Origin of the sequence: Mycobacterium sp. (assembly GCF_032159565.1) — a bacterium.
Taxonomy (GTDB): Bacteria; Actinomycetota; Actinomycetes; order Mycobacteriales; family Mycobacteriaceae; genus Mycobacterium.
Window position 1 is genome coordinate 42,204 of sequence record NZ_JAVHWR010000049.1, and the last position, 23,818, is coordinate 66,021.

At 66.8% G+C, this 23,818-nt stretch carries 29 protein-coding genes; 8 read left to right on the forward strand and 21 right to left on the reverse strand.

The window, feature by feature from the left end; genetic code table 11:
• Nucleotides 1-8: 8 nt before the first annotated feature.
• The 3 genes from QOC76_RS06580 to lepA form a co-directional block, all read right to left on the reverse strand.
• Nucleotides 9-1,079: a sulfite oxidase gene (locus tag QOC76_RS06580; RefSeq protein WP_526355470.1), complete on the reverse strand. Its 1,071-nt coding sequence runs from the start codon at nt 1,077-1,079 to the stop codon at nt 9-11.
• Nucleotides 1,080-1,170: 91 nt separating this feature from the next.
• On the reverse strand, nt 1,171-1,866 hold the full coding sequence (locus QOC76_RS06585) for a sensor domain-containing protein (RefSeq protein WP_526355412.1): 696 nt from the start codon (nt 1,864-1,866) through the stop codon (nt 1,171-1,173).
• A complete protein-coding gene (gene lepA, locus QOC76_RS06590) occupies nt 1,863-3,710 on the reverse strand; it encodes a translation elongation factor 4 (protein WP_526355472.1) in 1,848 nt (615 codons plus the stop codon). Before lepA ends, QOC76_RS06585 begins: the two co-directional genes overlap by 4 nt.
• 106 nt (nt 3,711-3,816) lie before the next feature.
• On the opposite strand from lepA, the gene QOC76_RS06595 reads away from it, so the two are divergent.
• Nucleotides 3,817-4,407 carry a type II toxin-antitoxin system PemK/MazF family toxin gene (locus tag QOC76_RS06595; protein WP_526355414.1) on the forward strand — a complete coding sequence of 197 codons (591 nt, stop codon included), beginning with the start codon at nt 3,817-3,819 and terminating at the stop codon, nt 4,405-4,407.
• 1 nt (nt 4,408) lies between these two features.
• On the opposite strand, the gene QOC76_RS06600 is transcribed toward QOC76_RS06595, so the two are convergent.
• Nucleotides 4,409-5,014 carry a GNAT family N-acetyltransferase gene (locus QOC76_RS06600; RefSeq protein ID WP_526355416.1) on the reverse strand — a complete coding sequence of 202 codons (606 nt, stop codon included), beginning with the start codon at nt 5,012-5,014 and terminating at the stop codon, nt 4,409-4,411.
• On the reverse strand, nt 5,007-5,435 hold the full coding sequence (locus QOC76_RS06605; protein WP_526355474.1) for a CBS domain-containing protein: 429 nt from the start codon (nt 5,433-5,435) through the stop codon (nt 5,007-5,009). The genes QOC76_RS06600 and QOC76_RS06605 overlap by 8 nt, the downstream gene beginning before the upstream one ends.
• 135 nt (nt 5,436-5,570) lie before the next feature.
• Between QOC76_RS06605 and QOC76_RS06610 the strand changes: the two genes are divergently transcribed.
• The gene (locus QOC76_RS06610; protein WP_526355418.1) at nt 5,571-6,596 is read left to right on the forward strand and encodes an aldo/keto reductase; all 1,026 of its coding nucleotides are present in this window, start codon (nt 5,571-5,573) and stop codon (nt 6,594-6,596) included.
• Nucleotides 6,597-6,600: 4 nt separating this feature from the next.
• On the opposite strand, the gene QOC76_RS06615 is transcribed toward QOC76_RS06610, so the two are convergent.
• On the reverse strand, nt 6,601-7,338 hold the full coding sequence (locus QOC76_RS06615) for a hypothetical protein (RefSeq protein ID WP_526355420.1): 738 nt from the start codon (nt 7,336-7,338) through the stop codon (nt 6,601-6,603).
• Between the two features lie 69 nt (nt 7,339-7,407).
• On the opposite strand from QOC76_RS06615, the gene QOC76_RS06620 reads away from it, so the two are divergent.
• Complete coding sequence (locus QOC76_RS06620; RefSeq protein WP_526355422.1) at nt 7,408-8,271, forward strand: ribonuclease Z; 864 nt, start codon at nt 7,408-7,410, stop codon at nt 8,269-8,271.
• Here QOC76_RS06620 and QOC76_RS06625 read toward each other — a convergent pair.
• Genes QOC76_RS06625 through QOC76_RS06640 form a run of 4 tightly spaced genes read right to left on the reverse strand, consistent with a single transcriptional unit; the run spans nt 8,268 to nt 12,616 of the window.
• Nucleotides 8,268-9,074 (reverse strand): alpha/beta fold hydrolase, encoded by an 807-nt coding sequence (locus QOC76_RS06625; protein WP_526355424.1) that lies wholly within the window; start codon nt 9,072-9,074, stop codon nt 8,268-8,270. The genes QOC76_RS06620 and QOC76_RS06625 overlap by 4 nt on opposite strands.
• Nucleotides 9,075-9,099: 25 nt before the next feature.
• On the reverse strand, nt 9,100-9,939 hold the full coding sequence (locus tag QOC76_RS06630; protein WP_526355426.1) for a transglutaminase-like domain-containing protein: 840 nt from the start codon (nt 9,937-9,939) through the stop codon (nt 9,100-9,102).
• Nucleotides 9,940-9,941: 2 nt separating this feature from the next.
• Nucleotides 9,942-10,916, reverse strand: coding sequence for an alpha-E domain-containing protein (locus QOC76_RS06635; RefSeq protein ID WP_526355428.1), 975 nt, complete (start codon nt 10,914-10,916; stop codon nt 9,942-9,944).
• Nucleotides 10,916-12,616, reverse strand: coding sequence for a circularly permuted type 2 ATP-grasp protein (locus QOC76_RS06640; protein ID WP_526355430.1), 1,701 nt, complete (start codon nt 12,614-12,616; stop codon nt 10,916-10,918). The genes QOC76_RS06635 and QOC76_RS06640 overlap by 1 nt, the downstream gene beginning before the upstream one ends.
• Before the next feature lie 158 nt (nt 12,617-12,774).
• Here QOC76_RS06640 and rpsT point away from each other — a divergent pair, with 158 nt between their 5' ends.
• Nucleotides 12,775-13,035: a 30S ribosomal protein S20 gene (gene rpsT / locus QOC76_RS06645; protein WP_526355432.1), complete on the forward strand. Its 261-nt coding sequence runs from the start codon at nt 12,775-12,777 to the stop codon at nt 13,033-13,035.
• Between the two features lie 33 nt (nt 13,036-13,068).
• On the opposite strand, the gene holA is transcribed toward rpsT, so the two are convergent.
• From holA to QOC76_RS06665, 4 genes are all read right to left on the reverse strand, one after another.
• Nucleotides 13,069-14,031 carry a DNA polymerase III subunit delta gene (holA, locus tag QOC76_RS06650; protein WP_526355434.1) on the reverse strand — a complete coding sequence of 321 codons (963 nt, stop codon included), beginning with the start codon at nt 14,029-14,031 and terminating at the stop codon, nt 13,069-13,071.
• Nucleotides 14,032-14,171: 140 nt separating this feature from the next.
• Nucleotides 14,172-15,665 (reverse strand): ComEC/Rec2 family competence protein, encoded by a 1,494-nt coding sequence (locus QOC76_RS06655; RefSeq protein WP_526355436.1) that lies wholly within the window; start codon nt 15,663-15,665, stop codon nt 14,172-14,174.
• Complete coding sequence (locus QOC76_RS06660) at nt 15,662-16,483, reverse strand: ComEA family DNA-binding protein (protein WP_526355438.1); 822 nt, start codon at nt 16,481-16,483, stop codon at nt 15,662-15,664. The genes QOC76_RS06655 and QOC76_RS06660 overlap by 4 nt, the downstream gene beginning before the upstream one ends.
• A 202-nt stretch (nt 16,484-16,685) precedes the next feature.
• Nucleotides 16,686-16,919: a hypothetical protein gene (locus QOC76_RS06665; protein ID WP_526355440.1), complete on the reverse strand. Its 234-nt coding sequence runs from the start codon at nt 16,917-16,919 to the stop codon at nt 16,686-16,688.
• Nucleotides 16,920-17,105: 186 nt separating this feature from the next.
• Between QOC76_RS06665 and nthB the strand changes: the two genes are divergently transcribed.
• The 3 genes from nthB to QOC76_RS06680 are packed head-to-tail and all read left to right on the forward strand — an operon-like array spanning nt 17,106 to nt 18,609.
• Nucleotides 17,106-17,732 carry a nitrile hydratase subunit beta gene (gene nthB / locus QOC76_RS06670; protein ID WP_526355442.1) on the forward strand — a complete coding sequence of 209 codons (627 nt, stop codon included), beginning with the start codon at nt 17,106-17,108 and terminating at the stop codon, nt 17,730-17,732.
• Nucleotides 17,732-18,322, forward strand: a complete 591-nt coding sequence (gene nthA, locus QOC76_RS06675; protein WP_526355444.1) for a nitrile hydratase subunit alpha — start codon at nt 17,732-17,734, stop codon at nt 18,320-18,322. The genes nthB and nthA overlap by 1 nt, the downstream gene beginning before the upstream one ends.
• Nucleotides 18,319-18,609 (forward strand): nitrile hydratase accessory protein, encoded by a 291-nt coding sequence (locus QOC76_RS06680; protein WP_526355446.1) that lies wholly within the window; start codon nt 18,319-18,321, stop codon nt 18,607-18,609. Before nthA ends, QOC76_RS06680 begins: the two co-directional genes overlap by 4 nt.
• Here QOC76_RS06680 and QOC76_RS06685 read toward each other — a convergent pair.
• A complete protein-coding gene (locus QOC76_RS06685; RefSeq protein ID WP_526355448.1) occupies nt 18,606-19,019 on the reverse strand; it encodes a RidA family protein in 414 nt (137 codons plus the stop codon). The genes QOC76_RS06680 and QOC76_RS06685 overlap by 4 nt on opposite strands.
• A 35-nt stretch (nt 19,020-19,054) precedes the next feature.
• Between QOC76_RS06685 and QOC76_RS06690 the strand changes: the two genes are divergently transcribed.
• Complete coding sequence (locus QOC76_RS06690) at nt 19,055-20,107, forward strand: NAD(P)H-dependent amine dehydrogenase family protein (RefSeq protein WP_526355450.1); 1,053 nt, start codon at nt 19,055-19,057, stop codon at nt 20,105-20,107.
• Nucleotides 20,108-20,152: 45 nt separating this feature from the next.
• Here the strand turns inward: QOC76_RS06690 and QOC76_RS06695 are convergent, their stop codons facing one another.
• From QOC76_RS06695 to nadD, 6 genes are all read right to left on the reverse strand, one after another.
• The gene (locus QOC76_RS06695) at nt 20,153-20,773 is read right to left on the reverse strand and encodes a maleylpyruvate isomerase family mycothiol-dependent enzyme (protein WP_526355452.1); all 621 of its coding nucleotides are present in this window, start codon (nt 20,771-20,773) and stop codon (nt 20,153-20,155) included.
• Nucleotides 20,773-21,606, reverse strand: coding sequence for a DegV family protein (locus QOC76_RS06700; RefSeq protein ID WP_526355454.1), 834 nt, complete (start codon nt 21,604-21,606; stop codon nt 20,773-20,775). Before QOC76_RS06700 ends, QOC76_RS06695 begins: the two co-directional genes overlap by 1 nt.
• Before the next feature lie 2 nt (nt 21,607-21,608).
• The gene (gene octT / locus QOC76_RS06705; protein WP_526355456.1) at nt 21,609-22,340 is read right to left on the reverse strand and encodes a diglucosylglycerate octanoyltransferase; all 732 of its coding nucleotides are present in this window, start codon (nt 22,338-22,340) and stop codon (nt 21,609-21,611) included.
• The gene (gene gpgP / locus QOC76_RS06710) at nt 22,330-22,998 is read right to left on the reverse strand and encodes a glucosyl-3-phosphoglycerate phosphatase (RefSeq protein ID WP_526355458.1); all 669 of its coding nucleotides are present in this window, start codon (nt 22,996-22,998) and stop codon (nt 22,330-22,332) included. Before gpgP ends, octT begins: the two co-directional genes overlap by 11 nt.
• Complete coding sequence (rsfS, locus tag QOC76_RS06715; RefSeq protein ID WP_526355460.1) at nt 22,995-23,363, reverse strand: ribosome silencing factor; 369 nt, start codon at nt 23,361-23,363, stop codon at nt 22,995-22,997. Before rsfS ends, gpgP begins: the two co-directional genes overlap by 4 nt.
• Nucleotides 23,360-23,818 (reverse strand): nicotinate-nucleotide adenylyltransferase (nadD, locus tag QOC76_RS06720; protein ID WP_526355462.1); only part of this gene is annotated, 459 nt, incomplete at its 5' end. The genes rsfS and nadD, both read right to left, overlap by 4 nt.

Below are 23,818 nucleotides of genomic sequence, written 5' to 3' on the forward strand. Positions count from 1 at the left end.
GCTAGGGGTTACCCCGAAACCACCGACGCGTGCACGTTCGCCCACGAGTTGTTCGCATAGCCTTTCGGATTCCATAGCGCCTCTGCCGACTCGGGCTGAAGCGCACCGGTGTTGTCCCAGGCCCTCGCGGTGATGTTCAGTGGCCCAGTGGCGACGACGGCGTCGAGCGTCCAGAACCGCCACGACCAGGGGCTGCGCTGTGGCGCGAGGTCCGCCTGGCGCCAGGATGCTCCGCCGTCGATGGACACGTCGACCCTGGCGATTCCTCGGTCATCCCCGGCGAAGGCGTACCCGCGGATCGTCAACGGTCCCTCGGGAATCGAATCGCCGTCATCCGGCACGAGAATCTCGGAATTGACGGCGACGGACGACAGCGGGATGCCCGTGCTCGGATCGGCGGTGTCGGGATCGGCGTCGGCAGGCAGGAGGTGATAGACCTGCGCCTGAAAGTAGTTGTCGGACGGCGCATCCTGAACATTGATGGACGTTACCCATTTGACGCTTCGGGCGCCGATGTAACCCGGCACCACCACGCGGACCGGGCCGCCGTGCAGGCCTGGCAGCGGACCACCGTTCATCTCCCAGGCAAGCAGCACCTCCGGCGACAATGCCTTCGACAATGGAATGGAGCTGCCGTAGCGCTGTGGCGGCGTCGCTTCCTCGGCGATATCGGGGCCTTCGAAGGCGACGTGCAGACCGTCGCCGGTACGCACTCCCGCGCTCTGCAGCACGTCGGCGAGGCGCGCACCCCGCCATTCAGCGGTCGAAGTCGCCCCCGCTCCCCACGGATCCTCGCCCTCGATCTTGCGGATCTCGTTGAATCCGGCGCGACGGTTGCCTGCGCACTGCAGCGTCGCCACCAGAGTGTGGACCTCGAATCGGGTGGTGAGTTCGTCGAAGGTGACGGTCTGTTCCCGGTCTATGAGTCCAGCGATGCTCAGCCGCCAATCGCGTTCGACAACACACGGAATCTGACCGTGATTGCGCGTATAGAACGTGTCCACCGCGGTGATATCCGCTTCCGCCAGCGCGGACCGGGATGGCTCGGAGTTGAACGGCGCACTGCTGTGCACGATCATCTCCGGTCGCTTGCCCCACACCTTGCTCAATCTATCGGTGTGTCCGGAGCCCGCGCGCGTTGAACTCCGGCTGATCAGAAGTTTTGCTCTGTTACTTCTCCGCGGCGTTGTCGACGATGTCGACGGCCATCGTCGACGCCTCGTCGTTGACGCTGTAGCCGCAGGCCCACGTTTCCGCCGTCAGGTTGGACACCGCCACGAGGGCGTGCTGGCATCCCCAGCCGTCGGCGTCCTCCTGCGTCGCCATCTGGGTGACCAGGTCGTCTCCGGAGACGTCGCCGAACTGCCACAGCGAGCTGGTGTCCTCGGTGTTCACCGCAAGCGACGAACCTGCGCATTTCTGCCAGATCGACCGCGACTTCTCGAGGAACCGGTTGGCGTTACCGGCCTGCGGGTAGAGCACGACGGTCTGCTCGACCCAATGGTCGTTGTCCTGGTCGGGCTCGCGGGCCACGATGTCACGCACCGCCGTCCACCCGCTGCCCTTGTAGACGGGCTCCTCGGCGCCGAACATCGCGCCGAGGCAGTCCGGGTCGGACACCTTGTCCGATGAATCGGTCATGTTGTCGATGTCGCTGGTGACCTCGAGGTCGGTGGTGCCCATGATGTCGTTGATCTCGTCGATGCCTAGGACCGCCTTGTCCAGAGCCGACTTATCCAGCCGCGGCACATCCGACGGCACCGTATTCGCGTTGCGCACCGCGGTGCCGGAAACCGTACTCACGCAGCCGGATAACGCCGTCGCGGCCGCGACCACGATTCCCACGAGCAGAACTCGCGCTGTCATTTCTTCGGCTTGTCACCCGCGGCGTCGCTGGACAGCGCGGCGACGAAGGCCTCCTGCGGAACCTCGACGCGACCGATGGTCTTCATCCGCTTCTTGCCCTCCTTCTGCTTCTCCAGCAGCTTGCGCTTACGAGTGATATCACCGCCGTAGCACTTCGAGAGCACGTCCTTGCGGATGGCGCGAATGTTCTCGCGGGCAATGATTTTCGATCCGATGGCAGCCTGCACCGGAACCTCGAACTGTTGGCGAGGGATGAGTTCCTTGAGCTTGGTGGTCATCTTGTTCCCGTAGGCGCCGGCGGAATCCTTGTGCACGATCGCGCTGAACGCGTCGACGGCCTCACCCTGCAGCAGGATGTCCACCTTGACCAGATCGGCTGCCTGTTCGCCCGCAGCCTCGTAGTCGAGGCTGGCGTATCCGCGGGTCCGGGATTTCAACGAATCGAAGAAGTCGAAGATGATTTCGCCGAGGGGCATGGTGTAGCGCAGCTCGACCCGCTCGGGCGACAGGTAGTCCATGCCACCCAACTCGCCGCGGCGGGACTGGCACAGCTCCATGATGGTGCCGATGAACTCGCTGGGCGCGATGATCGTCGTCTTGACCACCGGCTCGAACACCGCGCGTACCTTTCCGTCCGGCCAGTCCGACGGGTTGGTGACGACGAGCTGGCTCCCGTCGTCCTTCTCCACGCGGTACACCACGTTCGGGGAGGTGGAGATCAGGTCCAGGTCGAACTCTCGCTCCAGCCGTTCCCTGGTGATTTCCATATGCAGCAGCCCGAGGAAGCCACACCGGAAGCCGAACCCCAGTGCCACCGACGTCTCCGGCTCCCAGACCAGTGCCGCGTCGTTGAGCTGCAGCCTGTCCAACGCGTCCCGCAGGTCCGGATAGTCGGAGCCATCGACGGGATACAGCCCGGAATAGACCATCGGCTTCGGCTCGCGGTATCCGGTGAGCGCGTCCGTGGCGCCATGGCGAGCGGAGGTCACGGTGTCGCCGACCTTCGACTGGCGGACATCCTTCACGCCGGTGATGAGATACCCCACCTCGCCGACACCGAGCCCGGCGGCCGCCTTGGGGTCGGGCGACACGATGCCGACCTCCAGTAGTTCGTGGGTGGTGCCGGTAGACATCATCTTGATCCGTTCGCGCGGCAGGATCTTGCCGTCGACGACGCGGACGTAGGTGACGACGCCGCGGTAGATGTCATAGACGGAGTCGAAAATCATAGCCCGGGCCGGTGCGTCGGCGTCGCCCTGCGGGGCGGGCACCTCACGCACGACGTGGTCGAGCAGGTCGGCGACGCCCTCGCCGGTCTTGCCGGATACCCGAAGCACGTCGCCGGGCTCGCAGCCGATGATGTGGGCGATTTCAGCGGCATAGCGGTCGGGGTCGGCGGCGGGCAGGTCGATCTTGTTGAGCACCGGAATGATGTGCAGGTCGCGGTCCAGCGCCAGGTACAGGTTGGCCAGCGTCTGCGCCTCGATGCCCTGGGCGGCGTCGACCAGCAGCACCGCGCCTTCGCACGCCTCGAGCGCCCGCGACACCTCGTAAGTGAAGTCGACGTGGCCCGGGGTGTCGATCAGATGCAGCACGTAATCGGTGCCATCGACGTTCCACGGCAGCCGGACGTTCTGGGCCTTGATGGTGATGCCGCGCTCGCGCTCGATGTCCATCCGGTCCAGGTACTGCGCACGCATGTCGCGGTCGGCGACGACGCCGGTGAGCTGCAGCATCCGGTCGGCCAGCGTGGACTTGCCGTGGTCGATGTGGGCGATGATGCAGAAGTTCCTGATCTGCGCCGGCGCGGTGAAGGTTTGGTCGGCGAAACTGCTTATGGGAATCTCCTGGTCAGGCTTTGTATAGCGGGCGCGCTATGCCCTTCCAGGGTATCGAGCCGGCGGCACGGCGACACAATCGCGCGATTTCTCCTTCACCTATGCTGCGAATATGGCGTCGCAATGGAGGACGTTTCAGAGGATCGCAGAGAACCTGGTATTCAACGGAGCACCGAAGGTGATCCGCCAGCTCCAACGACCTGAGAACCTGCCTCGCAACATCCAGCAGGGCATCAAGATGGGCCTTGACGCCCTCGCCGGCACCACCGCGGTCCCCACGACCGCGATCACCGCCGGGCGCCCGGTGACCAACAACAGCGTCCCGACGGCACATCGCGCCCGCAAACTTGTGTACGCCCCTGACCTCGACGGCCGCGCGGATCCCGGCGAAGTGGTGTGGACGTGGGTGGTCTACGAGGACGACCCGTCGCGGGGCAAGGATCGCCCGGTGCTGGTGGTTGGCCGCGACCGGCGCACGCTGCTGGGCCTGATGCTGTCCAGCCAGGAACGCCACCAGAACGAGCGCGATTGGGTCGGTATCGGTTCCGGGCCATGGGACTACGAATCCCGGCCGAGCTGGGTGCGGTTGGACAGGGTGCTCGACGTGCCCGAGGAGGGCATCCGACGCGAAGGCGCGATCCTGGAACGCGAAACGTTCGAGATCATCGCGGCGAGGCTGCGCCGCGACTACTCCTGGAGCTGACCTACCGCGGCGCCCGCCACATCGGCCACATCTTCGGGCCGTCGGGAACCTGGATCTCGCCGATCTGCTCGAAGCCGAACCGGCTGTAGTAACCGACCAGCTCTTCCCTGCTCGCCTCCAAATAGGCGGGCGCGCGTTCACCGTCGCAGCGGTCGAGGCGCGAGCGCATCAGCGCCTGCCCGAAGCCGGCGCCGCGCACGCTCGGGTCGCTACCGATGACCATCAGATACCAGTGCGGTTCCTCGGGGTGAGCTTCCTCCATAGCCCTGCCGAGGGCCTGCGTCTGCTTGCCACGCGAACGGAAGTACCACGCCAGCGTCGGCAGCATCCGGAGCTCTTCCCATCGCGACGACTTGCGTTGCCCCGGCGGATCCCACAGCGTGGCCGCGCCGATCCGTCGGTCGCGGCTCGCCACTTCCGACCCGCCGCGGGACAGGAAATGATGGCTGGTCAGCGCCGCGAACATCGGCGGCAGCGCCTTCGCCCTTGCCTTGTCGTCGGGCAGCATATAGAGCATCAACGGGTCGTCGTAGAACGCCCGGGCCAGCACTTTCGAGGAGGGACGAACGTCGGCACGCTCGATGGGCCGACGTTCGATCTCAGCCACGGGTGATGTAGTCCTGCAGAGCCCTGTGCTCGCTCTCCAGTTCCTCCATCCGCTGTTTCACGATGTCGCCGATGCTGACGATGCCGACGAGCCGGTCGTTGTCCAGCACAGGGATGTGTCGGACCCGCTTCGTGGTCATCAGCGCGGTGAGATGGTCGACCGTGTCGTGCGGCGAGCAGGTCGCGACGAACGTCGTCATAATGGCCTTGACGGGCAGTTTCAGCAGTTCAGCGCCGTGCTCATGCAGCTTTCGCACGACGTCGCGCTCGGAGACGATGCCGACCAGCCCGTCGGACGACACCACCACCATGGCGCCGATGTTGTGCACAGCGAGCTCGTTGAGCAGCCCGGAAACCGAGGTCTCGGGGGTGATCGTCGCCACCGCGGCGCCTTTGTTTCGCAACACGTCCGCGATTCGCATCGTCGCCTCCATCGTGACCTGGTTCACACAAGGTTAGGTCGAAGTCGGTCGAGGCGAAAGCATCTTGGTCGGAACAGTCACGCGCCGGCGCTGGTTGCAGGAACATGAACCACCGTCGACTTGAGGAACGAAAGCATGACTAACCAATCTAATGACGTGCCTGCAGTCGCTCTCGGCGACGGATTGACGGTCAGTGCAATCGGTTTCGGAGCGATGGCGTTGACGCCCGTGTACGGAGAGGTCGATGACACCGAATCGCTGGCCACCCTGCACCGCTGCCTCGACCTCGGCGTCACGTTCATCGACACCGCCAACGTGTACGGCGGCGGAAACAACGAACGGCTGATCTCCAAGCTGCTTGCCGACCGACGTGACGAAGTCACCCTGGCAACGAAGTTCGGCATTGCGAGCAATCCGGCCGATCGAGCGGCAGGGACTCTGGTGGCGCGCGGGGACGCCGAGTATGTCCGCAAGTCCATCGACGAGAGCCTGTCACGGCTCGGCACCGACGTCGTCGACCTCTATTACATGCATCGCCGCGACCCGTCGGTGCCGATCGAGGAGACCGTGGGCGCGATGGCCGAGCTGGTGACCGCGGGCAAGGTGCGCCACCTCGGCCTGTCGGAGGTCACCGCCGACGAACTGCGGGCCGCGGTCGCGGTGCACCCGATCGCCGCGGTGCAGAGCGAGTGGTCGATCTGGAGCCGTGACGTCGAGCGCAATGTCGTGCCCGCGGCCGCCGAGCTGGGCGTGGGCTTCGTTCCGTACTCGCCGTTGGGGCGTGGCTTCCTGACCGGCACCGTGCGGTCGGCAGCCGATCTCGCGGCGAGCAACGACTTCCGCAAGACGATGCCCCGCTTCGCCGAGGGTGCGCTCGACGCGAACCTCGTGGTGGTCGACGTCGTCACGTCGGTGGCCGATGCGTTGGGCGCGACGGCCGCCCAGGTCGCGCTGGCCTGGTTGCGGCAGCGCGCCGAAACCTTCGGTGTGGCGTCGGTGCCGATCCCGGGAACCCGGAGGGCCGCACGGGTCGAGGAGAATCTCGGCTCGTTGTGGGTGACGCTGACCGCGGATCAGCTCACCGCACTGGATGCCGCCGCAGATGCCGTGTCCGGGAACAGGTTCCGCGATATGAGCTGGGTGTCGGCCGGCCGCGAGTAGCCGGTCACGGCGGCATGGTCTGCCACGAGCGAAGGTGGTGGACGGCGAACCCGTCGAACAACGGCTGCTGAAGCCGTGCGGCGACGGCGGTGAGCTCCCTGCGCATCACCGCCTCGCCGTCGTCGGCGAACGTCGTGTTGGTCGGTACCGAGGCTGACGGCGGCTGGGTCTCGACGCCGATCCGGTAGCGAGTTCCCGCGGCTTCACAAAGCCGGAGCATCGGTTCGGCCTCCGCGACGATGGTCGAGGCACGGTCTCGGTAGGCCAGCACGGTGATCGAATCACACTGACGCACAATGCGAGTGAGCAACTCACGGTGATCGTGCACAAGCCACGGCACCAGATCCAGCACCAGCGGAGCCACCTCCGTCACTTCCTCCACCAGAGTGGCGAAGGAACTCATCAGTTCGCGCGCATCCTGCGGCCAACGGGGCAGTGCCCACGGTTCGACGTCGAGGTGGACGGCGTCGAACACGGCGTCGGTGGTGGCCCGGAACGCCCAATTGGACGCGGTGTCATGCTGGACCGTCCACGTTGGGTCGCCGCCGAGGCACGACACCGCAATTCCGTTGGCCCGTAACGCTGTGGTGAGCGCCGCGATATTGTCGTCGACCCCGCTGAGTGGCACCGCGACGTAGACCTCGCGAAGCCGGCGCGCGGCCACGAACTCGACGATCTTCGGGATGTCTGCTCCTGCTTGCCACAGCCACGTTGCGACCGTTCCCGCCGGATCCGCGTCCACAGATCTCACGTTAGGCAATTTCTGGCGATATGGCCTGAGCCGGACCGTTCGACGGGGTAGGTATGTCTGATGATCGAAGTCACCCTGCTCGGCACCGGCAGTCCGATTCCCGACCCGAACCGGGCGGGCCCGTCGACGCTGGTGCGGGCCGGTGGGCAGACGTTCCTGGTCGACTGCGGTCGTGGCGTGCAACAGCGGTTGGCGGCGGTGGGCTCGGGTGCCAATGCGTTGTCCGCACTGCTTCTCACGCATCTGCACAGCGATCACATAGCCGACCTCGGAGACGTGATCATCACGCGCTGGGTGACGACATTCGATCCGGACGCGCCGGCCTTGCCGATCATCGGACCGCCCGGCACGGCAGAAGTCGTCGACGCCACGCTCAAAGCGTTCGGCCACGACATCGGCTACCGGATTGCACACCACGCCGACATCACCGGCCCACCGCGCGTCGAGGTGGAGGAGGTCACCGGCGGCGTGGTGTGGGGCCGCGACGGCGTGCGGATTCTGGTGGCGCCGACCGATCACCGGCCGGTGGCGCCGACCATCGGGTTCCGGATCGAACATGACGACGCGTCGGTGGTGCTGGCCGGCGACACCGTGCCGTGCGCCGGCCTCGACGACCTGGCCGCGGGCGCAGGCGCGCTCGTGCACACGGTGATCCGCAAAGAGCTGATCTCGCAGATGCCGCAGCAGCGGATCCGCGACATCTGCGATTACCACTCGTCGGTCGAGGAGGCCGCTGCCACCGCGGAGCGCGCGGGCGTCGGCATCCTCGTGCTCACCCACTACGTGCCGGGCATCGCACCCGGGCAAGAGGACGACTGGCGCGCGCTGGCGGCGACGGTGTTCAGCAGGCAGATCGAACTCGGCGACGATCTGCACCGCGTCGAGGTGCACCCCGGCGTATGCGGTGGCCGCGGCGGCAACTAACCGACAAGCGCGCGTAGCGCTTCGGCGGCCGGCTCGTACGTCATGACGGTGAAGTGGTCGGCGTCAACGTCGGTAATGGTGAGCGTCTGGACCGTCGAGTCGATATCGGCGGCGACGTCGTCGGGAACCACAAGGCCGCCATTGAGTGGCTGCCTGCAGCGCACCAATCCGACGGGCATGGTCAGGTGGCGCCACTGGTGCGGCCAATCTCGCCCGGACGCGTCGCGGCCATCTTCGAGGCAGGCAGCCTTGCTGGTCCGCCGGAATTCGTAGAGATAGAAGCGCCGCCAGAAGTCGGTGAACGGGCGGATCGGACTCACGGCCTCCACCTGCGACACGTAACCTTCGGCAGTCGAAAGGTGGAAATCCAGCCGGTTGAGGCCGGCGAGTACGGCTGCCACGGCTCCTTCGTCGGACCGGCCCGCATGGTCGATCAGCCCGAGGCGGCGGATACGGCCCGGTTCGAGCCCGGCGGCGAGGATGCCGGTCAGCGCGCCGAGCGACCAGCCGATCCAGTCGAACTGCTCGTGTCCGAGAAGCGTTGCCGCCTCGAACATGTCACGGGCATGAGACGCCAGACCATAGGTGCCCGGTGCCGTGGAGTCGCTGCCGCCGCGTCCGCGCAAGTCGACCGCGACGACCTGGCGTCCGCCGTCGGCGACGAGATGCGGAGCCAGGTAGTCGAAGCCGTGCATGTTGGCCGAAAGTCCGTGCACCGCGAGCACCAGCGGCGCATCGGGATCGCCGAAGCGTTGAGCGTGCACGCGCCCGGACGTGAGCTCGAGGTCGAACTCGGCCGCCATGACAGCCAGGTTAGCGGTCGAGGCGCTATGCCAGCCGGGTGATCTCCACGACCACGTCCAGGTCGGTCGAACCTTCCCCCGAGTAGACGCCCTTCAGCGGCGAGACGTCCGAGTAGTCCCTGCCGACACCGACGCTCACATACTGCTCGTTGATATCGGTGTCGTTGGTCGGGTCGTAGTTCCACCAGCGGCCCGTCCACGCCTGGACCCATGCGTGGCTCTGGCCCTCGATGGCGTCACCGACAGGTGCCTTCGGTGTCGGATGCAGGTATCCCGACACATACCGCGCCGGAATACCCATGCCCCGCAGCAGAATCAAGGTGAGGTGTGCGAAGTCCTGACAGACGCCCTTGCCTTCGCGATGAGCATCGAGCCCGGACGAGTGCACGCCGGTGGTGCCCGGCACGTAGTCGAGTTCGCTGTTCACCCAATTGGCTGCGGCGACAACGGCGTCGAAGGGATCGTGATCCTTCGCGATCTTCTGTCCGACCCTGACGATGCGTTTGCTCAGCGGCGTGTAGTGCGTCGGGCCGAGCACCTCGTCGAACTTGTCTATCACGGCTTCGGTCGTCAGGTCGTCCCAGCTCACCTTCTCGTCGGGCACCTCATCCTTGTCGGTTTCGACCACCGACGACGACGTGACCTCGAGCTCCGTGTGCGGCGCGTGTAGGTCGAAAGCCGTCACCGCCGTGCCCCAGTAGTCGACGTAGCGGTAGGAGCGCGTCGCGGGGACGGTTTCGACGCGGTTGAGGATGACGTTCTGGCGGGAGTCAGACCGCGGCGTCAGGCGTGCCTCGTTGAACGACGCCGTCACCGGTGACTTGTACGCATAGCCGGTCGAGTGCACCACCCGCATGCGCCACATCTCTAAATCTCCCCCTCTTCGATGACGAGGGACCCGTTGCGTCCGGCGTCCGTCCACGCCACCCAAGGCGCGGAGTGGAAGTACTCCAGCGCCAACGCCTCTCCGACGTCGCTGCACGTTTCCTGCAAGCTGGCGAGACGCCGTTCGAGCGACTCCAGAAGCACGCCGGGACGGACGAACTCCAGCTCGCTGCGGGCCCGGCCGAGGAGCCGTTGCGCCTCAGCGGTCGCGCCGACCCGGTTGAGCGCGCGGTGGTGCAGTTCGTCGAGGCTGTGCTCGGCCAGCCGCAGCGAGTAGAACACCGACCGCGGGAACAGCCGGTCCAGCAGCATGAACTCGACGACGCGGGTGGCATCGAGCACGCCGCGGTAGGTGCGCAGATAGGTGTCGTGTGCACCCGCCGAGCGCAGCACCGTCACCCAGGCGGGCGACGATGCGCTATCGCCGACCCGGGACAGCAGCAAGCGCACCGTCATGTCGACCCGTTCGATCGCCCGGCCGAGCACCATGAACCGGTAGCCGTCGTCACGGGACAGCGTCGAGTCGGCCAACCCGGCGAACATCGCGGCGCGCCGCTCGACATAGGAGAGGAACTCGCCGGGCCCGAGGCGTTTGGCGGCCCGTTCGCGATCGGCGAGTGCGTTGTAGGTGGTGTTCAGGCACTCCCAGATTTCGGTTGACGTGACTTCGCGTGCACCCCTTGCATTCGCGCGCGCAGCTGAGATCGAGTCGACGATCGATCCGCCGTGTGTGTTCCGGCTGAAGGCGACGACGTCGGTCAGCGACCACACGTCAAGCGGCTCCGAGGGCGCTTCCATCCCCAGCACCCGAAGCAGCGTGCGCGACGCTTCGTCGGGGTCGACGCTGGAATCCTCGAGCAGCTGATGGACGGTGACGTCGAGGATGCGGGCGGTGTCGTCGGCGCGCTCGACGTAACGGCCGATCCAATACAGAGATTCGGCGTTGCGGGCGAGCATCAGCGCACCAACGACTGCTGTTGCTGTTGCTGCTGTTGGCTCTGACCGGGACCCGGCGACTGCTGTTGCTGCGACTGAGACGCGGATTCGCCGTTCTTGTCGGCTCTTGGACCCTTGGGCCCCTTGGGCAGCTTGCGGACCACCTCGGCGGCCGCCAGTTCCCGGTCGGCCACCGACGCACGCGACGCCAGCACCCAGGTGTCCTTCGAGCCGCCGCCCTGGCTGGAATTGACCACCAGCGAGCCCTTCGGCAGCGCGACGCGGGTCAGGCCGCCGGGCAGCACCCACACGTCGTCGCCGTCATTCACCGCGAACGGCCGCAGGTCGACGTGGCGTGGCGCGAGCTTGTCGCCGATCTGGGTCGGCACCGTGGACAGCTGCACGACCGGCTGGGCGATCCAGCCGCGCGGGTCGTTGCGGATCTTCTTGCTGATCGTGGCGAGCTCCTTCTGAGAAGCCTCTGGCCCGAAGACGATGCCGTAGCCCCCGGAGCCTTCGACGGGTTTGACGACGAGTTCGTCAACGCGGTCGAGCACTTCCTCGCATTCGTCGTCAAGCCAGCAGCGGTACGTGTCGACGTTGGCGATCAACGGCTTTTCGCCCAGGTAGTACTCGATGATCGTGGGCACATAGGTGTAGACCAGTTTGTCGTCGCCGACGCCGTTGCCCACCGCGCTCGAGATGACGACGTTGCCCGCCCGCGCCGCGTTCAGCACGCCCGCAACCCCGAGCACCGAGCTCGGATTGAACTGCATCGGGTCGAGGAAGTCGTCGTCGATGCGGCGATAGATGACGTCGACCTGACGCTCCCCCTCGGTGGTGCGCATGTAGACGGTGTTGTCGCGGCAGAACAGGTCGCGTCCCTCGACGAGTTCGGCGCCCATCTGCCGGGCGAGAAGTGAATGTTCGAAATAGGCGGAGTTGTAGACGCCGGGCGTCAGCACCACCACGGTCGGGTCCGCCTCGTTGGATGCCGCGGCGTTGCGCAGTGCCCGCAGCAGATGCGATGAGTAGTCGCCGACCGCGCGCACGCGGTGGGTGGCGAACAGGTTCGGGAAGACGCGCGCCATGGTGCGGCGGTTCTCCATCACGTAGGAGACGCCTGAGGGTGAGCGCAGGTTGTCCTCAAGCACCCGGAAGTTGCCCTGTGCGTCGCGCACCAGGTCGATGCCGGCGACGTGGATGCGCACGCCGTTGGGCGGGACGATGCCCGCGGCTTCGCGATGGAAATGCTCGCACGAGGTGACCAGCCGACGCGGGATCACGCCGTCACGCAGGATCTCCTGCTCGCCGTAGATGTCGTCGAGGTACATCTCCAGCGCCTTGACGCGCTGCCGGATGCCCTTCTCCAGACGCGACCATTCGGCGGCGGAGATCACCCGCGGCACGAGGTCGAGCGGGAAGGGACGTTCCTGGCCGGAGTGCGAGAACGTGATGCCCTGGTCGATGAAGGCACGGCCGAGTGCGTCGTTGCGCGCTTCCAGCTCAGAGGCGTCGGAAGGCGCGAGTTCGGCGAAGATGCCCTTGTATGGCCCGCGGACGTTGCCCTGCGCGTCGAACATCTCGTCGAAGGCTTCGGAGTAGCTGCCCAGGTGGTTGTAGCCGTCGAAGATCCCCTCGTAGCGCGAGGTCCGGCGGCCGTTGGTGCGTGAGGGCTTGGCGGTCTCGGTCGGCAATATACGAAGGCTCACCGTTGACATGCTGCCCCACCCGCTCCGTTTCCGCAGGCCAGCGGCTTCCCATTCTCCCCCACTTTGGGTTTTTACCCCGTGCGCTGGTAATCTGAACCCTCGCTGCCCGCTCGCCGGGCGCCCAAGAGCTTCCAACCCCCAACCGAGATTTACGAAGGAATCAGCGCGTGGCCAACATCAAGTCGAAGGTAAAGCGCATTCACACCAACGAGCTTGCCCGACTGCGCAACCAGTCGGTGAAGTCCTCGCTGCGCACGGCCGTTCGCTCGTTCCGTGAGGCCGCCGAGGCCGGCGACAAGGACAAGGCCGCCGAGTTGCTCGAGTCGACCAACCGCAAGCTGGACAAGGCCGCCAGCAAGGGCGTGATCCACAAGAACCAGGCGGCGAACAAGAAGTCCGCGCTGACCCGCGCCTTCAACAAGCTCTGAGTCGGCGGTCTGGGCTCAGTCCGCTCAGTCCGCTCAGTCCTTGATGAGTTCCGCCACTTTCCGCACCGCAGCTTCCAGCGCATAGTCGGCGTCTGCCGCTGCGCCCTTGACATCCGCGTTCAGTGTCGCCACCAACTGCATCGCCGTCGCGATCGATTCGCGCGACCAGCGTCGCGCCTGCTTCTGCGCCTTCTGTACCCGCCACGGCGGCATCCCCAGCTCGGATGCCAGTCGGTAATGGTCGCCCGACAACGGCCCCACCCGGGCGATCGTGTGCACCGCTTCTGCCAGCGCGTCGGCGAGCACCACGTGCGGCTCGCCGCTCATCATCGCCCAGCGCAATGCCTCGGCGGCGCCCGCGACGTCACCGACGACAGCCTTGTCGGCGATGTCGAAGCCCTTCACCTCCGCCTTGCCGCTGTAGTAGCGGCGCACCGCCGCCGCATCCACCTTGCCGCCGGTATCGGCGACCAGCTGAGAGCACACCGATGCGAGCTCGCGGATATCCGAACCCACGGCGTCCAATACAGCTGTGACGGTGTCCTCGGAGACCTTGATCTTCAAAGCGCGGAACTCACCGCGCACGAAGTCGGCGCGTTCAGCAGCCTTGGCGATGCGGGCACACGGATGGACCGTGGCGCCGAGGTTTTTCAGTTGACCGGCCAGCGCCTTGGCGCGGCCACCGCCTGAGTGCACCACGACGAGAAGCGTGCCCTCCGGCAGGTCGGCGGCGGCGGTCTCGATGAGGGCGACAGCCTCCTTGCCCGCTTCGGCTGCAGACTCCAGCACCACGAGGCGCTCGTCGGCGAACAGTGACGGGCTCAGCAGCTCGGCGAGCTCGGCCGTGCTGACCTCACCGGCACGCATGCGGTTCACCGGGACGTCGTCGGTCCCCGCCTGCTTGCGCGCTGCGCGCAAGACGGCGGCCACCGCGCGCTCGACCAGAAGTTCCTCGTCCCCGAGAACCAGATGCAACCCGGGGACCGATTCGCTCATCTGCCGATCGTGTCATGCCGCGCCGACAGTCGTCATCCCGCTCCTCGCGTGCGCAGTTGTCAATCCGCTCCTCGCGTGCGCAGTTGTCAATCCGCTCCTCGCGTGCGCAGTTGTCAATCCGCTCCTCGCGTGCGCAGTTGTCATTCCGCTCCTCGCGTGCGCAGTGATCTGCGGCACCACCGCGACAGCGCCACCATCGCGATTGTTGCCGCGGCAACGGTCAGCGCGCCGGGCACCCCCGCGGGGACCGGCACCGAGGCGCCGGGTATGCCCGCCGCCCATCGGGCGACCTTCAGCAACCACCACAGTTCGGGTCCGGTGAACCGGATCAGCAGGCCTGCACCCGCCGGCCACAACACCGACAGCGCCGCCGCCGCGCACCCGATCACGGTGATCGGGGCGATCACCGCGGCGGCCGCGAGGTTGGCTGCCACCGCCACGACGCTGAACGTGCCCGAGATGGCAGCCACCAGAGGCGCCGTCACGAGCTGAGCGGCGACCGCGACGCTCACCGCATCGGCCAACGGTTTGGGCCAGCCGCGAGCCACCAGCCCTCGCGACCACGCCGGTGCGATGACGACGAGTGCGGCGGTCGCCGACACCGACAACGCGAAGCCGACGTCGACGGCGAGGTCGGGTGCCGCGATCATCAGCGCGATGACCGCGGCCGAGAGCGCCGGAATCGCCTGCCTGCGGCGGTGTGTCACCAGAGCCAGCAAGGTGATGGCGGCCATCACCGCGGCGCGCAGCACACTGGCCGACGGCTGCACGACGACGACGAACGCGACCAACGCGACGGCGGCCACGCCGACGGCGATGCGAGGGCCGACCAATGCCGCCGTCAGCAGCACCGCCCCGCAGACGATCGTGACGTTCGCCCCCGACACGGCAGTGAGATGCGTCAGCCCCGAGGCACGAAATTGCGCGGTGGTCTCGTTCGACAACATGGACGTGTCCCCGAGGACAAGGGCGGGCAGCATCGCCGCCTCTTCGGTGGGCAAGGCGGAACGCGCCGCGGCGGCGAACGCGCTGCGCATTGCCTGCCCGGCCCGCTGGATCGGCGCGGCCTCGCCGAGCGTCGGCTCTCCCGTCGCCGACAGGACGGCGATCGTGAGGTCGCGGCGGTTCGGCCTGGCGATCCGCGCCCTGAACGCCGCCGGCTGGCCGGCCGTCAGCTCGGCGAAGCCGGCCACCGAGGCGAAAACCACCACCCGGCCCGACATCTCGTCGGCGTCGACCGCCTTCAGCGACCCACGGAACATCAACCTGCCGCCGCCCAGCGACCGCGGCGTCTCGCTCGGTGTCACGATGACCGCGGTGACGGTGCCGTAGCGGTCGACGAGCGGATGGTGTCGCATCTGGTCGACGCGCAGCTGCACCGCAATGCCGAAACTCAACGCTGTCAACGCGATAGCGGCCACGCCCGCCGCCGTCATCCGCACACCGTCTCGCGATCGGCGGCGTCGGCTACCCCACCACGCTGTCGCGCCTGCCGTGGCGACGGCCGCCGACAACATCACGACGACACCAGCGATCGACCACAGAATTCCTGCGGCCGTGATCCCCCAACTCGTCAGCGCCGCAGGCACCAGACGCAGGTCCAGGTGGGCCTCGCGACCGTTTGGTGCGCTCACACATGGACCTGGGCTCGCAGCTTCTCCAGGCGCGCCGGACCGATGCCGTCGACGTCGGCCAACTGGTCGACGCTGGTGAACGATCCATTGGCGCTACGCCACGCGACGATGGCGGCCGCTGTCACCGGGCCCACACCGGGCAGGGCATCGAGCTGCTCTTCGGTGGCGGTATTCAAGTCGACCGAAACGTCCGGCGCCGACGTGCTCGCGGTGTCCTGCGGGTCGCCCGGTGATGCAGACGTGCTCGGCTCTGCTGCCACCGAACTGCCCATGGTCGTCGGCTCCCCCGGCGGCGCGGCGATGCCGACGATGATCTGCTCGCCGTCGGCGACGCGGCGAGCCATGTTCAGCCCGATCAGGTCGGCGCCGTCGAGGGCGCCGCCTGCCGCGCTGACCGCGTCGGCGATGCGCGCGCCCGCGGACAAGGTCACCAGGCCCGGCTTGTGCACGAGGCCTACAACGCTGACGATGACCGGGCCCTGGGCAGCGGGCGCGGCCGGAGTGGACTGCGCCGTCGAAACCATCTCGACCGGCGGCAGTTTGGCCGAGACCACCGCCGGGGTCTCATCCCGAAGCAGTGTGAACACAGTGACCAGCACGGCCACCACACCGACGAGTCCCAGCGCGATGGCACCCGCGCGACCGGGGTCGGCGCGCACGGCCGCCAGCCAGCCCGCGGAGTCGCCGGCGGGGGCGTCGGGCAGCCAGCGCGACAGTGCGGCATCGGAGTTGTCGGCGTCGCCATCCGAGCCCGTGTCGGCGTCGGCCTCGCCACCGAGCCTGCGCTGAAGCCGCTCGGCGGTCAGTTCGGTCCCCATGTGCCCGACGGTAGGTGCGACCGTGGCGACAACGGCCGGTCGGCAGCGCATTCGGCGCAAACTGTGAATGAAGTCGGTTCTGTGGACAACTTCCCCGTCGCTTCGCTCCTCGCGTGCGCGGCCACACGGGGGAGGCCCTCCCCGGATGTTGACCGCAGCCGGGGAGGGCCTCTATTGGAGGTGGATCGTGTTCAGTTGTGGCTTACTGGTTGAACATGTCGAACCGGCCGACACCGTGGTGGTGACGCCACCCGGGCAGCGCGTTCGGCGCGGGCTTCGCGTAGGTGTCCGGTGAGCTGACGATGGCCGATCCGGTGCTGTGCTCAGTGGTGGTCGTCGCGGCGTTGGCCATGCCGGCCAGGCCGAGGGCGGCACCGCAGAGGATGCCTGCCGAGACGGCGGGCAGGGCGACGTAGCGGGCGATAATGGCGTTCATTTTTGTATCTCCTTGTGCTGCTGAAGTTTTCGGTTTCTCTGCCGGTTGTTTCCGGTGATGAGATAACTGTGCCTCAGCGGCGTGCAGATGTGTGTCGGCCGAACGGCCGTCAGACCGGTTGAACCGGGTGTCCCCCGATCGGGGGAATACGGTCGGATGCCGGCGTCAAGTTCGTATGATCCGGACGTGGACGGTGTGCATGACCTCGGTGGGCTGGACGGCTTCGGTCCGGTCGAGCACACGGACAGCGAGCCGATGTTCGCCGCGGACTGGGAGCGGCGCACTTTCCGCATGATGGTCGGGTCGATCGCATCTCTCGGCGGGCCCGGTGGCAGGTTCCGGCATTCGATCGAGCGGATGGATCCCGCGCACTACCTGTCGTCCCCGTACTACGAGCACTGGCTGACCGGCCTCACCACGCTTGCCGTCGAGGCGGGTGTGACCACTCCAGAAGAACTCGATCGTCGCGCCGGCGGCCGCTTTCCGCTGTCACAAGTCGACCGCGGCGTCCTGCCCGACGACCTCGCGTCCCGGACCACCCCGAGATTCGCGATCGGCGACACGGTGCGGGTGCGCGAACGGCATCCCCCCGGCCACACCCGCGCGCCCCGGTACGCCCAGGGCAAGTGCGGCATCGTCGTGCGGGTCGATGAGGCAGCGAACATCGACGACATCGAGGCGCACGGCGGCGGATCCGTCACCGATCCCCTGTATGCGGTGCGCTTCGCATCCCGCGAATTGTGGGGAGAGGCAGGCACAAACGGCGACTTCGTGCATATCGACCTGTTCGAGCGATATCTGCAGGAGGCGTGATGGCCGACCATCACCACCCCGAAGCGCTCGCACCCGTCGAGGCGCGCATCGCAGCCATCGAAGCGGTGCTGGTCGAAAAAGGGATCCTCGACGTGGATGCGGTGGACCAGATCGTCGCGCATTTCGAGGACAACCTCGGACCGATGAACGGTGCCAGGGTCGTCGCCCGGGCGTGGATTGACCCCGAGTACAGGACGCGGCTGCTCGCAGACGGCACCGCGGCCGTCGCCGAACTCGGCTTCGGCGGGCCGGAGGGCGAATACGTGGTCGTGCTGGAGAACACCCCGACAGTGCACAACCTCGTCGTCTGCACGCTGTGCTCGTGTTACCCCTGGCCGATACTCGGGTTGCCGCCGAAGTGGTACAAAGCACCGGCCTACCGTTCGCGCGCGGTGCGTGAGCCCCGCAAGCTGCTCGCCGAGATGGGCACCGTCATCCCCGACGACGTCGAGGTCCGGGTCTGGGATTCCAGTGCTGAGGCTCGTTACCTGGTGCTGCCGATGCGCCCGGCGGGCACCGAGGAGTTGTCCGAGGATCAGCTCGCGGACATGGTGACGCGCGACTCGATGATCGGGGTGCAGCGGCTATGACCGCCACACCGTTCGACGACGACACGCTGCCCCGCGACAACGGCGAACTCATCTTCGACGCGCCGTGGCAGGCCCGCGCGTTAGCCATCGCTGTAGCGGTGGTCGACCAGCTCGGCCTGCCATGGGATGCGTTTCGTCACCGCCTCATGGCGAGCATCGCCGAGGAACCCGACCGCCCCTATTACGAGTCGTGGACGAAGGCACTCGAGTCACTGGTCGTTGCGAAAGACCTCGCCACCACCGTCGCGCTGGACGAGGCGATGCCGACTCAACGTTCCGCGCTTTAGCCGTCCCAGCCGTCGCTTCGCCAGCACACCCAGTCGATCTCGACGAGGGCGTCGACCGCGAGCCCGGTACTGCCCACACAGGTGCGGCTGGGCAAACGGTCCGGGAACCAGCGCGCGTAGGCGGCATTAAAGGCTTTGTAGTCGTCCCAGTCGAGAAGAAACGCCCGCACCGACACGACGTCCGCCAGCCCGCCGCCACACAATTGGGTGACGCGCAATAGGTTGCCCAACACCTGATCGGTCTGTGCAACGACGTCGGCGCCGACGGCCGTTCCTGTCACGTCGGTGGGCATCTGCCCGGTGACATACAACGTCGGACCCGCAGCGGTGGCGTGGGCGAACGGCGCGACGGCAGGTGGCACGCCGTCTTCCGGCGTGAACGTGAAGGCGCGGATTCCGCCGGTAGTCATCGGCCGATCATCGCACCCCATTAGGGTCTTGGTGCATGAGCACACCTGACCGGCCGATCCGGGTGATCCAGTGGACGACGGGAAACATCGGGAAGCGCTCGCTGCACGCGATCATCGGCAGGCCGGACATGGAGTTGGTGGGTGTTTACGCGCATGGCGCCGACAAGGTCGGGGTGGATGCCGCCGAGCTTGCCGGCTGGCCCGAGCCGACCGGTGTGAAGGCCACCAACGACATTGACGCGTTGATCACACTCGAGCCGGATGCCTGCTGCTACAACCCGTTGTGGCCCAACATCGATGACCTCACGCGGTTGCTGGAGTCCGGCGTCAATGTGTGCTCCAGCGCTGCCTGGATCACCGGCGGCAAGCAGCGTCCGGAGGATCTGGACCGCATCCGGAAGGCCTGCGAGAAGGGTGATTCGACGATCTTCGGCAGCGGCGCGCATCCGGGTATGACCAACATGGTCGGCATGGTGCTCAGCGGATCGTGTGAGCGGGTCGACGAGATCAGGATCACCGAGTCGGTGGACTGTTCCACCTACGAGTCGGCCGGCACCCAGACCGCGATGGGCTTCTCCCAGGACCCGCAGACGCCGGGCCTGACCGAAAGCGTGCGGCGGGAAAGCGAGGTCTTCGCCGAGTCCGCGGCCATGATGGCCGACGCGATCGGGGCGAAGCTGGACCGGATGACGTTCGATGTGACTTTCACTGCGGCCGACGGCGACAGCGATCTCGGTTTCATGCAGATCCCGAAAGGCACCGTGGCCGGGGTAATGGGCTACCACCGCGGCTGGGTCGGCGAAAAGAACGTCGTCAGCGTCGGCTTCAACTGGACCATGGGCGACCATGTGACGCCGCCCAAACCACTCGAGCACGGACACGTCATTCAGGTCTTCGGGCTGCCCAACATGCGCACCGTGCTGCACTGCCTGCCGCCGAAGGACTGGACCGAGCCCGGCTTCATGGGTCTCGGCATGATCTACACCGCCCTGCCGGTGACGAACGCGGTGCCCGCCGTCGTTGCGGCACCGCCGGGCATCGTCACGCTGAAAGATCTGCCGCCGGTCACCGGCCGCGCGGCCGTCTAGCTGCTCACCGCACATGGCGTGGTGCTCGGGTCAGCGTTGATTCCGTCAGCGCACTCGCTGCGAGAGTTCTTTCGTTCCTGGACCGCTGAGGTCCTTCAGTGCGTCCTTCCGGCCGGCCAACGCCATCAACAACGCCTCGCCAGGTCCCTGCACCTCGGGGCCGCCGCCGTGATCCCATTCGAGATCGGTCGCGACGAGACGCACTCCGCGGGCCCGGCGTGACCCGCGGATGGTGGGCGCGATGAGAGCGAAGTCCAGCGCGATGCGAAGTCGCCGCTCGTCGATCGTGCGCGGCAAACCCAGCGGTCTGCGGATGTCCTGCTGATGGATCATGTTGTCGGTCAATGCGACCCTCCCGCCGAAGCCCGCCGTCAGCCCGTGAGGCTGAGCGTGCTTCCTGATCAAGGCGATCAGCTCCTCCGGAGTGCGGTCGGCGTAATCGTCGACGCCCACTTGGTTGATCCGGTCGACCAACAACCAACCCTTCAAAAATCGCGTCACCAAAGCGCCGCCACGCAGTTCGTCGAAGCTGATGGTGTGGGCGGCAACCTCGCGAACATTCCAGCGGTCGCAGAGCGTCGGCGCCTCCCACTGCTTCGGCGTCAAAGACTCGAGAAACGCGGCGAAGTCTTCGCGTTCGGCCTCAGCCAGATCGAGCCATGGCACTAGTCGTCAACCTCTATGCACACGCCGACTGCATCCGCGCCGACGTGCACCGCGAGAACCGGACCCATGTCGGTGACAGTCGGCGGCGCGATCTGTGGAAGCCGCACGGTCAGCGACTTGGCGATGTCGTCCGCGGCGTCGCGGTTGTCGACGTGATGTACGGCGATCCTGGCGCCGGTGTCGCCGACCACCTCGGCGATCTGATCGATCAACGCCGCATGCGCCTTGGTGGCGGTGCGGATCCGCTGGCTCAGCACCAACCTGCCGTCGACGTCAAGGCACAGGAGCGGCTTCAGCGACAACGCGGATCCCAATAATGATGCCCCCCTGCGGATTCTGCCGCTGCGCCGCAGGTTGTCCAGCCGGTGAACGACGATGAACGAATGGCCGCGAGGAACGGCCGAACGAGCAGCGGTCTCAACGGCATCGAGGTCTGCCCCCGATGCGGCACGTTCGGCGGCGGCCAGCGCGACGAACCCGACGCCCATGGCGGCCGACCTGGAGTTCACGACGCGAACGGCGGGACCGAACTCGCGCGCCGCCGACACCGCAGAACTGTAGGTGCTCGAGAGCGCGGCCGAGATGTGCACGGCCACCACCCCGTCGCCGTCGCTCTGCTTTAGCGCTTCGCGGTATGTGTCGGCGAGTTCGGCGGGCGTCGCGCCCGCGGTGGTGGCGTGGCGCTGGTGAGCGTCGGCGGGCACGTCGTCAATGCCGTCGCGAAAATCGTTGCCGTCCAACAAGATGTGCAGCGGTACCTGTCGAATAGCGCAGCGCTGCATGTCCTCGGGCTGCAGGCGCGAAGACGAGTCGGTCACCACGACAACGGCCATGATCAGGGTGCATCCTCTTGAACAACTCCGGCTTCCTGCAGGCCCTTGAGCATCAGTTCGGCAACCGCTTGATGCGCCTCGAAGTTCCAGTGGATGCCGTCAGGATTGCCTCTGCCGCTCATGACGTGCTCGGCGACGGCGGCTTTCAGGTCGACCAACGGAACGTTGTGCTGTTCCGCCCATGCGGTGATCGCCTTGACGGTGCCCGCTCGGCCGTGGTGCGCCTTGCCGTACGTCTCGGCAATATGCACCGACGGCAGCGACGCCACGACGGGAATACCCGGCCGGTTGAAATCGATTGCGTGACGGGTCATCTCGAGGTACTCGACGGAGACGTGCGGTGGCAATGCGGCCCGTGCGATCGGCGAGAGCCTGGGCTGCGCCCAGCCGTAACCATCGCGTACCCAGCGTCGCAGCCACGATGGCCGCACGTAGCGGATGAGTTCACGCAACGCCGTCGGCAGCGGCGACGGAAGCGAGTCCATCCCCCCTGTCGCGAAGATGACGGCCCCGGCCCGGGGCAGCGCCGCCCACGAGCGCGGATCCTGCGTCGCCGCCCACCACACGTCCCGGCAGGTCCAGCCGATCCGTCCGATCAGCTCGACATCCCAGTCGAGATGAGCAGCAACTATGTTGGGCCAGATTCGCGGATCGTCGGATGGCAGCCCACCGGTCGGCCCGTAGTAGGCAAGCGAGTCGCAGAAGACGAGAAGGGTCCGCCGGTCAGAGGACATCGTTGGCGACCTGCGCCGAGGCGTTCCAGACGTCGAGGCGCCACCGGATATCGTCGAATTCTTCGTTGTCGTCGGAGTGCCCGGAGAGTTGCACCCAGCTGGCGTTGCCCATGCCGCCCAGCGCGGGCCAGTTGTCCACCGGCAGCTTCAGCAGCGCCGCCGTCAGCGCGGCGATCAGCCCCCCGTGTGCCACCAACACCACCGGCCGCTCCGGTTCGTCTGTCCCCCACTCGGTTTGATCGGAAACCAATTTGCGGACCAGCGGCATGCCGCGCGCGGCCACATCGACACGGCTCTCACCGCCGTGCGGTGCCCACCTGGCGTCGTTGCGCCACGCGATCCGCGCGCCGGGCGCGGCGGCATCCACCTCGATGTGCGTCATGCCCTGCCAGTCCCCGAGGTGCGTTTCACGCAGGCGGGCGTCCACCTGCAGCGGCATTCCCGACCGCTCCCCGAGGGTCGTCGCGGTGTCGAGCGCGCGACGCAGGTCGGAGGAGACGATCAGCAGCGGCTGCCGTTTGGCCAGCACCTCGGCCGCGGCGACGGCCTGGTCGCGGCCCAGGTCGCTCAACTCGGTGTCGAGCTGACCCTGCATGCGGTTGCCCGCGTTGAAGTCGGTTTGTCCGTGCCGCAGCATCACCAGGCGGCGGATCGTCACGACCCCGCCTCGAGATCCACCGGAACGATCGGGCAATCCCGCCAAAGCCGGTCGAGCGCATAAAAGTTGCGCTCGTCCTGATGCTGAATGTGCACGACGATATCCACGAAATCCAATAGCGTCCAACGCCCTTCGCGGGCACCCTCGCGTCGTGCCGGTTTGTAGCCGGCCAGCCGCATCCTCTCCTCGACTTCGTCGACGATCGCATTGACCTGACGCTCGTTGGTGGCCGATGCGATCACGAAGCAGTCGGTGATCACCAATTGGCCCGATACGTCGATGACGACGACGTCGTCGGCGAGTTTGGACGAGGCCGCCTGCGCGGCGACGGTCGCCATGGTGATGGCCTCTTCGGACGCGGTCACAGCGATTGCTCCTGTGTGGCGAGGGCGTGCGACCGGTAGAGGCCGCGCTTGGACACGTATTGCACGACACCGTCGGGCACCAGGTACCAGATCGGCCTGTTGCCTTCGGCGCGCTTTCGGCAGTCGGTGGACGAGATCGCCAGCGCCGGCACCTCGACCAGGTTCAGCGCGTCGTCCGGCATCTCCTTGAGCGCCTTCTCGATGTGCTTGCCGTCGAGCTCGTAGCCGGGCCTGCTCACCCCGACGAACCTGGCGAGGCCGAACAGTTCCTCCCATTCCTGCCACGTCAGGATCGACGCGAGCGCGTCGGCGCCGGTGATGAAGTAGAGATCCGCATCGGGGTTGAGCGCCCGTAGTTCGCGCAGGGTGTCGCGAGTGTAGGTCGGTCCACCGCGATCGATGTCGACCCGGCTCACCGAGAATCTCGGGTTGGAGGCGGTCGCGATGACGGTCAT

Coding starts and splice junctions, on each gene's coding strand:
- QOC76_RS06580 (WP_526355470.1), bottom strand. CDS start 1,079: ATGATCGTGCACAGCAGTGCGCCGTTCAACTCCGAGCCATCCCGGTCC.
- QOC76_RS06585 (WP_526355412.1), bottom strand. CDS start 1,866: ATGACAGCGCGAGTTCTGCTCGTGGGAATCGTGGTCGCGGCCGCGACG.
- QOC76_RS06595 (WP_526355414.1), top strand. CDS start 3,817: ATGGCGTCGCAATGGAGGACGTTTCAGAGGATCGCAGAGAACCTGGTA.
- QOC76_RS06605 (WP_526355474.1), bottom strand. CDS start 5,435: ATGCGAATCGCGGACGTGTTGCGAAACAAAGGCGCCGCGGTGGCGACG.
- QOC76_RS06610 (WP_526355418.1), top strand. CDS start 5,571: ATGACTAACCAATCTAATGACGTGCCTGCAGTCGCTCTCGGCGACGGA.
- QOC76_RS06620 (WP_526355422.1), top strand. CDS start 7,408: ATGATCGAAGTCACCCTGCTCGGCACCGGCAGTCCGATTCCCGACCCG.
- QOC76_RS06625 (WP_526355424.1), bottom strand. CDS start 9,074: ATGGCGGCCGAGTTCGACCTCGAGCTCACGTCCGGGCGCGTGCACGCT.
- QOC76_RS06630 (WP_526355426.1), bottom strand. CDS start 9,939: ATGTGGCGCATGCGGGTGGTGCACTCGACCGGCTATGCGTACAAGTCA.
- QOC76_RS06635 (WP_526355428.1), bottom strand. CDS start 10,916: ATGCTCGCCCGCAACGCCGAATCTCTGTATTGGATCGGCCGTTACGTC.
- QOC76_RS06640 (WP_526355430.1), bottom strand. CDS start 12,616: ATGTCAACGGTGAGCCTTCGTATATTGCCGACCGAGACCGCCAAGCCC.
- holA (WP_526355434.1), bottom strand. CDS start 14,031: ATGAGCGAATCGGTCCCCGGGTTGCATCTGGTTCTCGGGGACGAGGAA.
- QOC76_RS06660 (WP_526355438.1), bottom strand. CDS start 16,483: ATGGGGACCGAACTGACCGCCGAGCGGCTTCAGCGCAGGCTCGGTGGC.
- QOC76_RS06665 (WP_526355440.1), bottom strand. CDS start 16,919: ATGAACGCCATTATCGCCCGCTACGTCGCCCTGCCCGCCGTCTCGGCA.
- nthA (WP_526355444.1), top strand. CDS start 17,732: ATGGCCGACCATCACCACCCCGAAGCGCTCGCACCCGTCGAGGCGCGC.
- QOC76_RS06680 (WP_526355446.1), top strand. CDS start 18,319: ATGACCGCCACACCGTTCGACGACGACACGCTGCCCCGCGACAACGGC.
- QOC76_RS06685 (WP_526355448.1), bottom strand. CDS start 19,019: ATGACTACCGGCGGAATCCGCGCCTTCACGTTCACGCCGGAAGACGGC.
- QOC76_RS06690 (WP_526355450.1), top strand. CDS start 19,055: ATGAGCACACCTGACCGGCCGATCCGGGTGATCCAGTGGACGACGGGA.
- QOC76_RS06700 (WP_526355454.1), bottom strand. CDS start 21,606: ATGGCCGTTGTCGTGGTGACCGACTCGTCTTCGCGCCTGCAGCCCGAG.
- octT (WP_526355456.1), bottom strand. CDS start 22,340: ATGTCCTCTGACCGGCGGACCCTTCTCGTCTTCTGCGACTCGCTTGCC.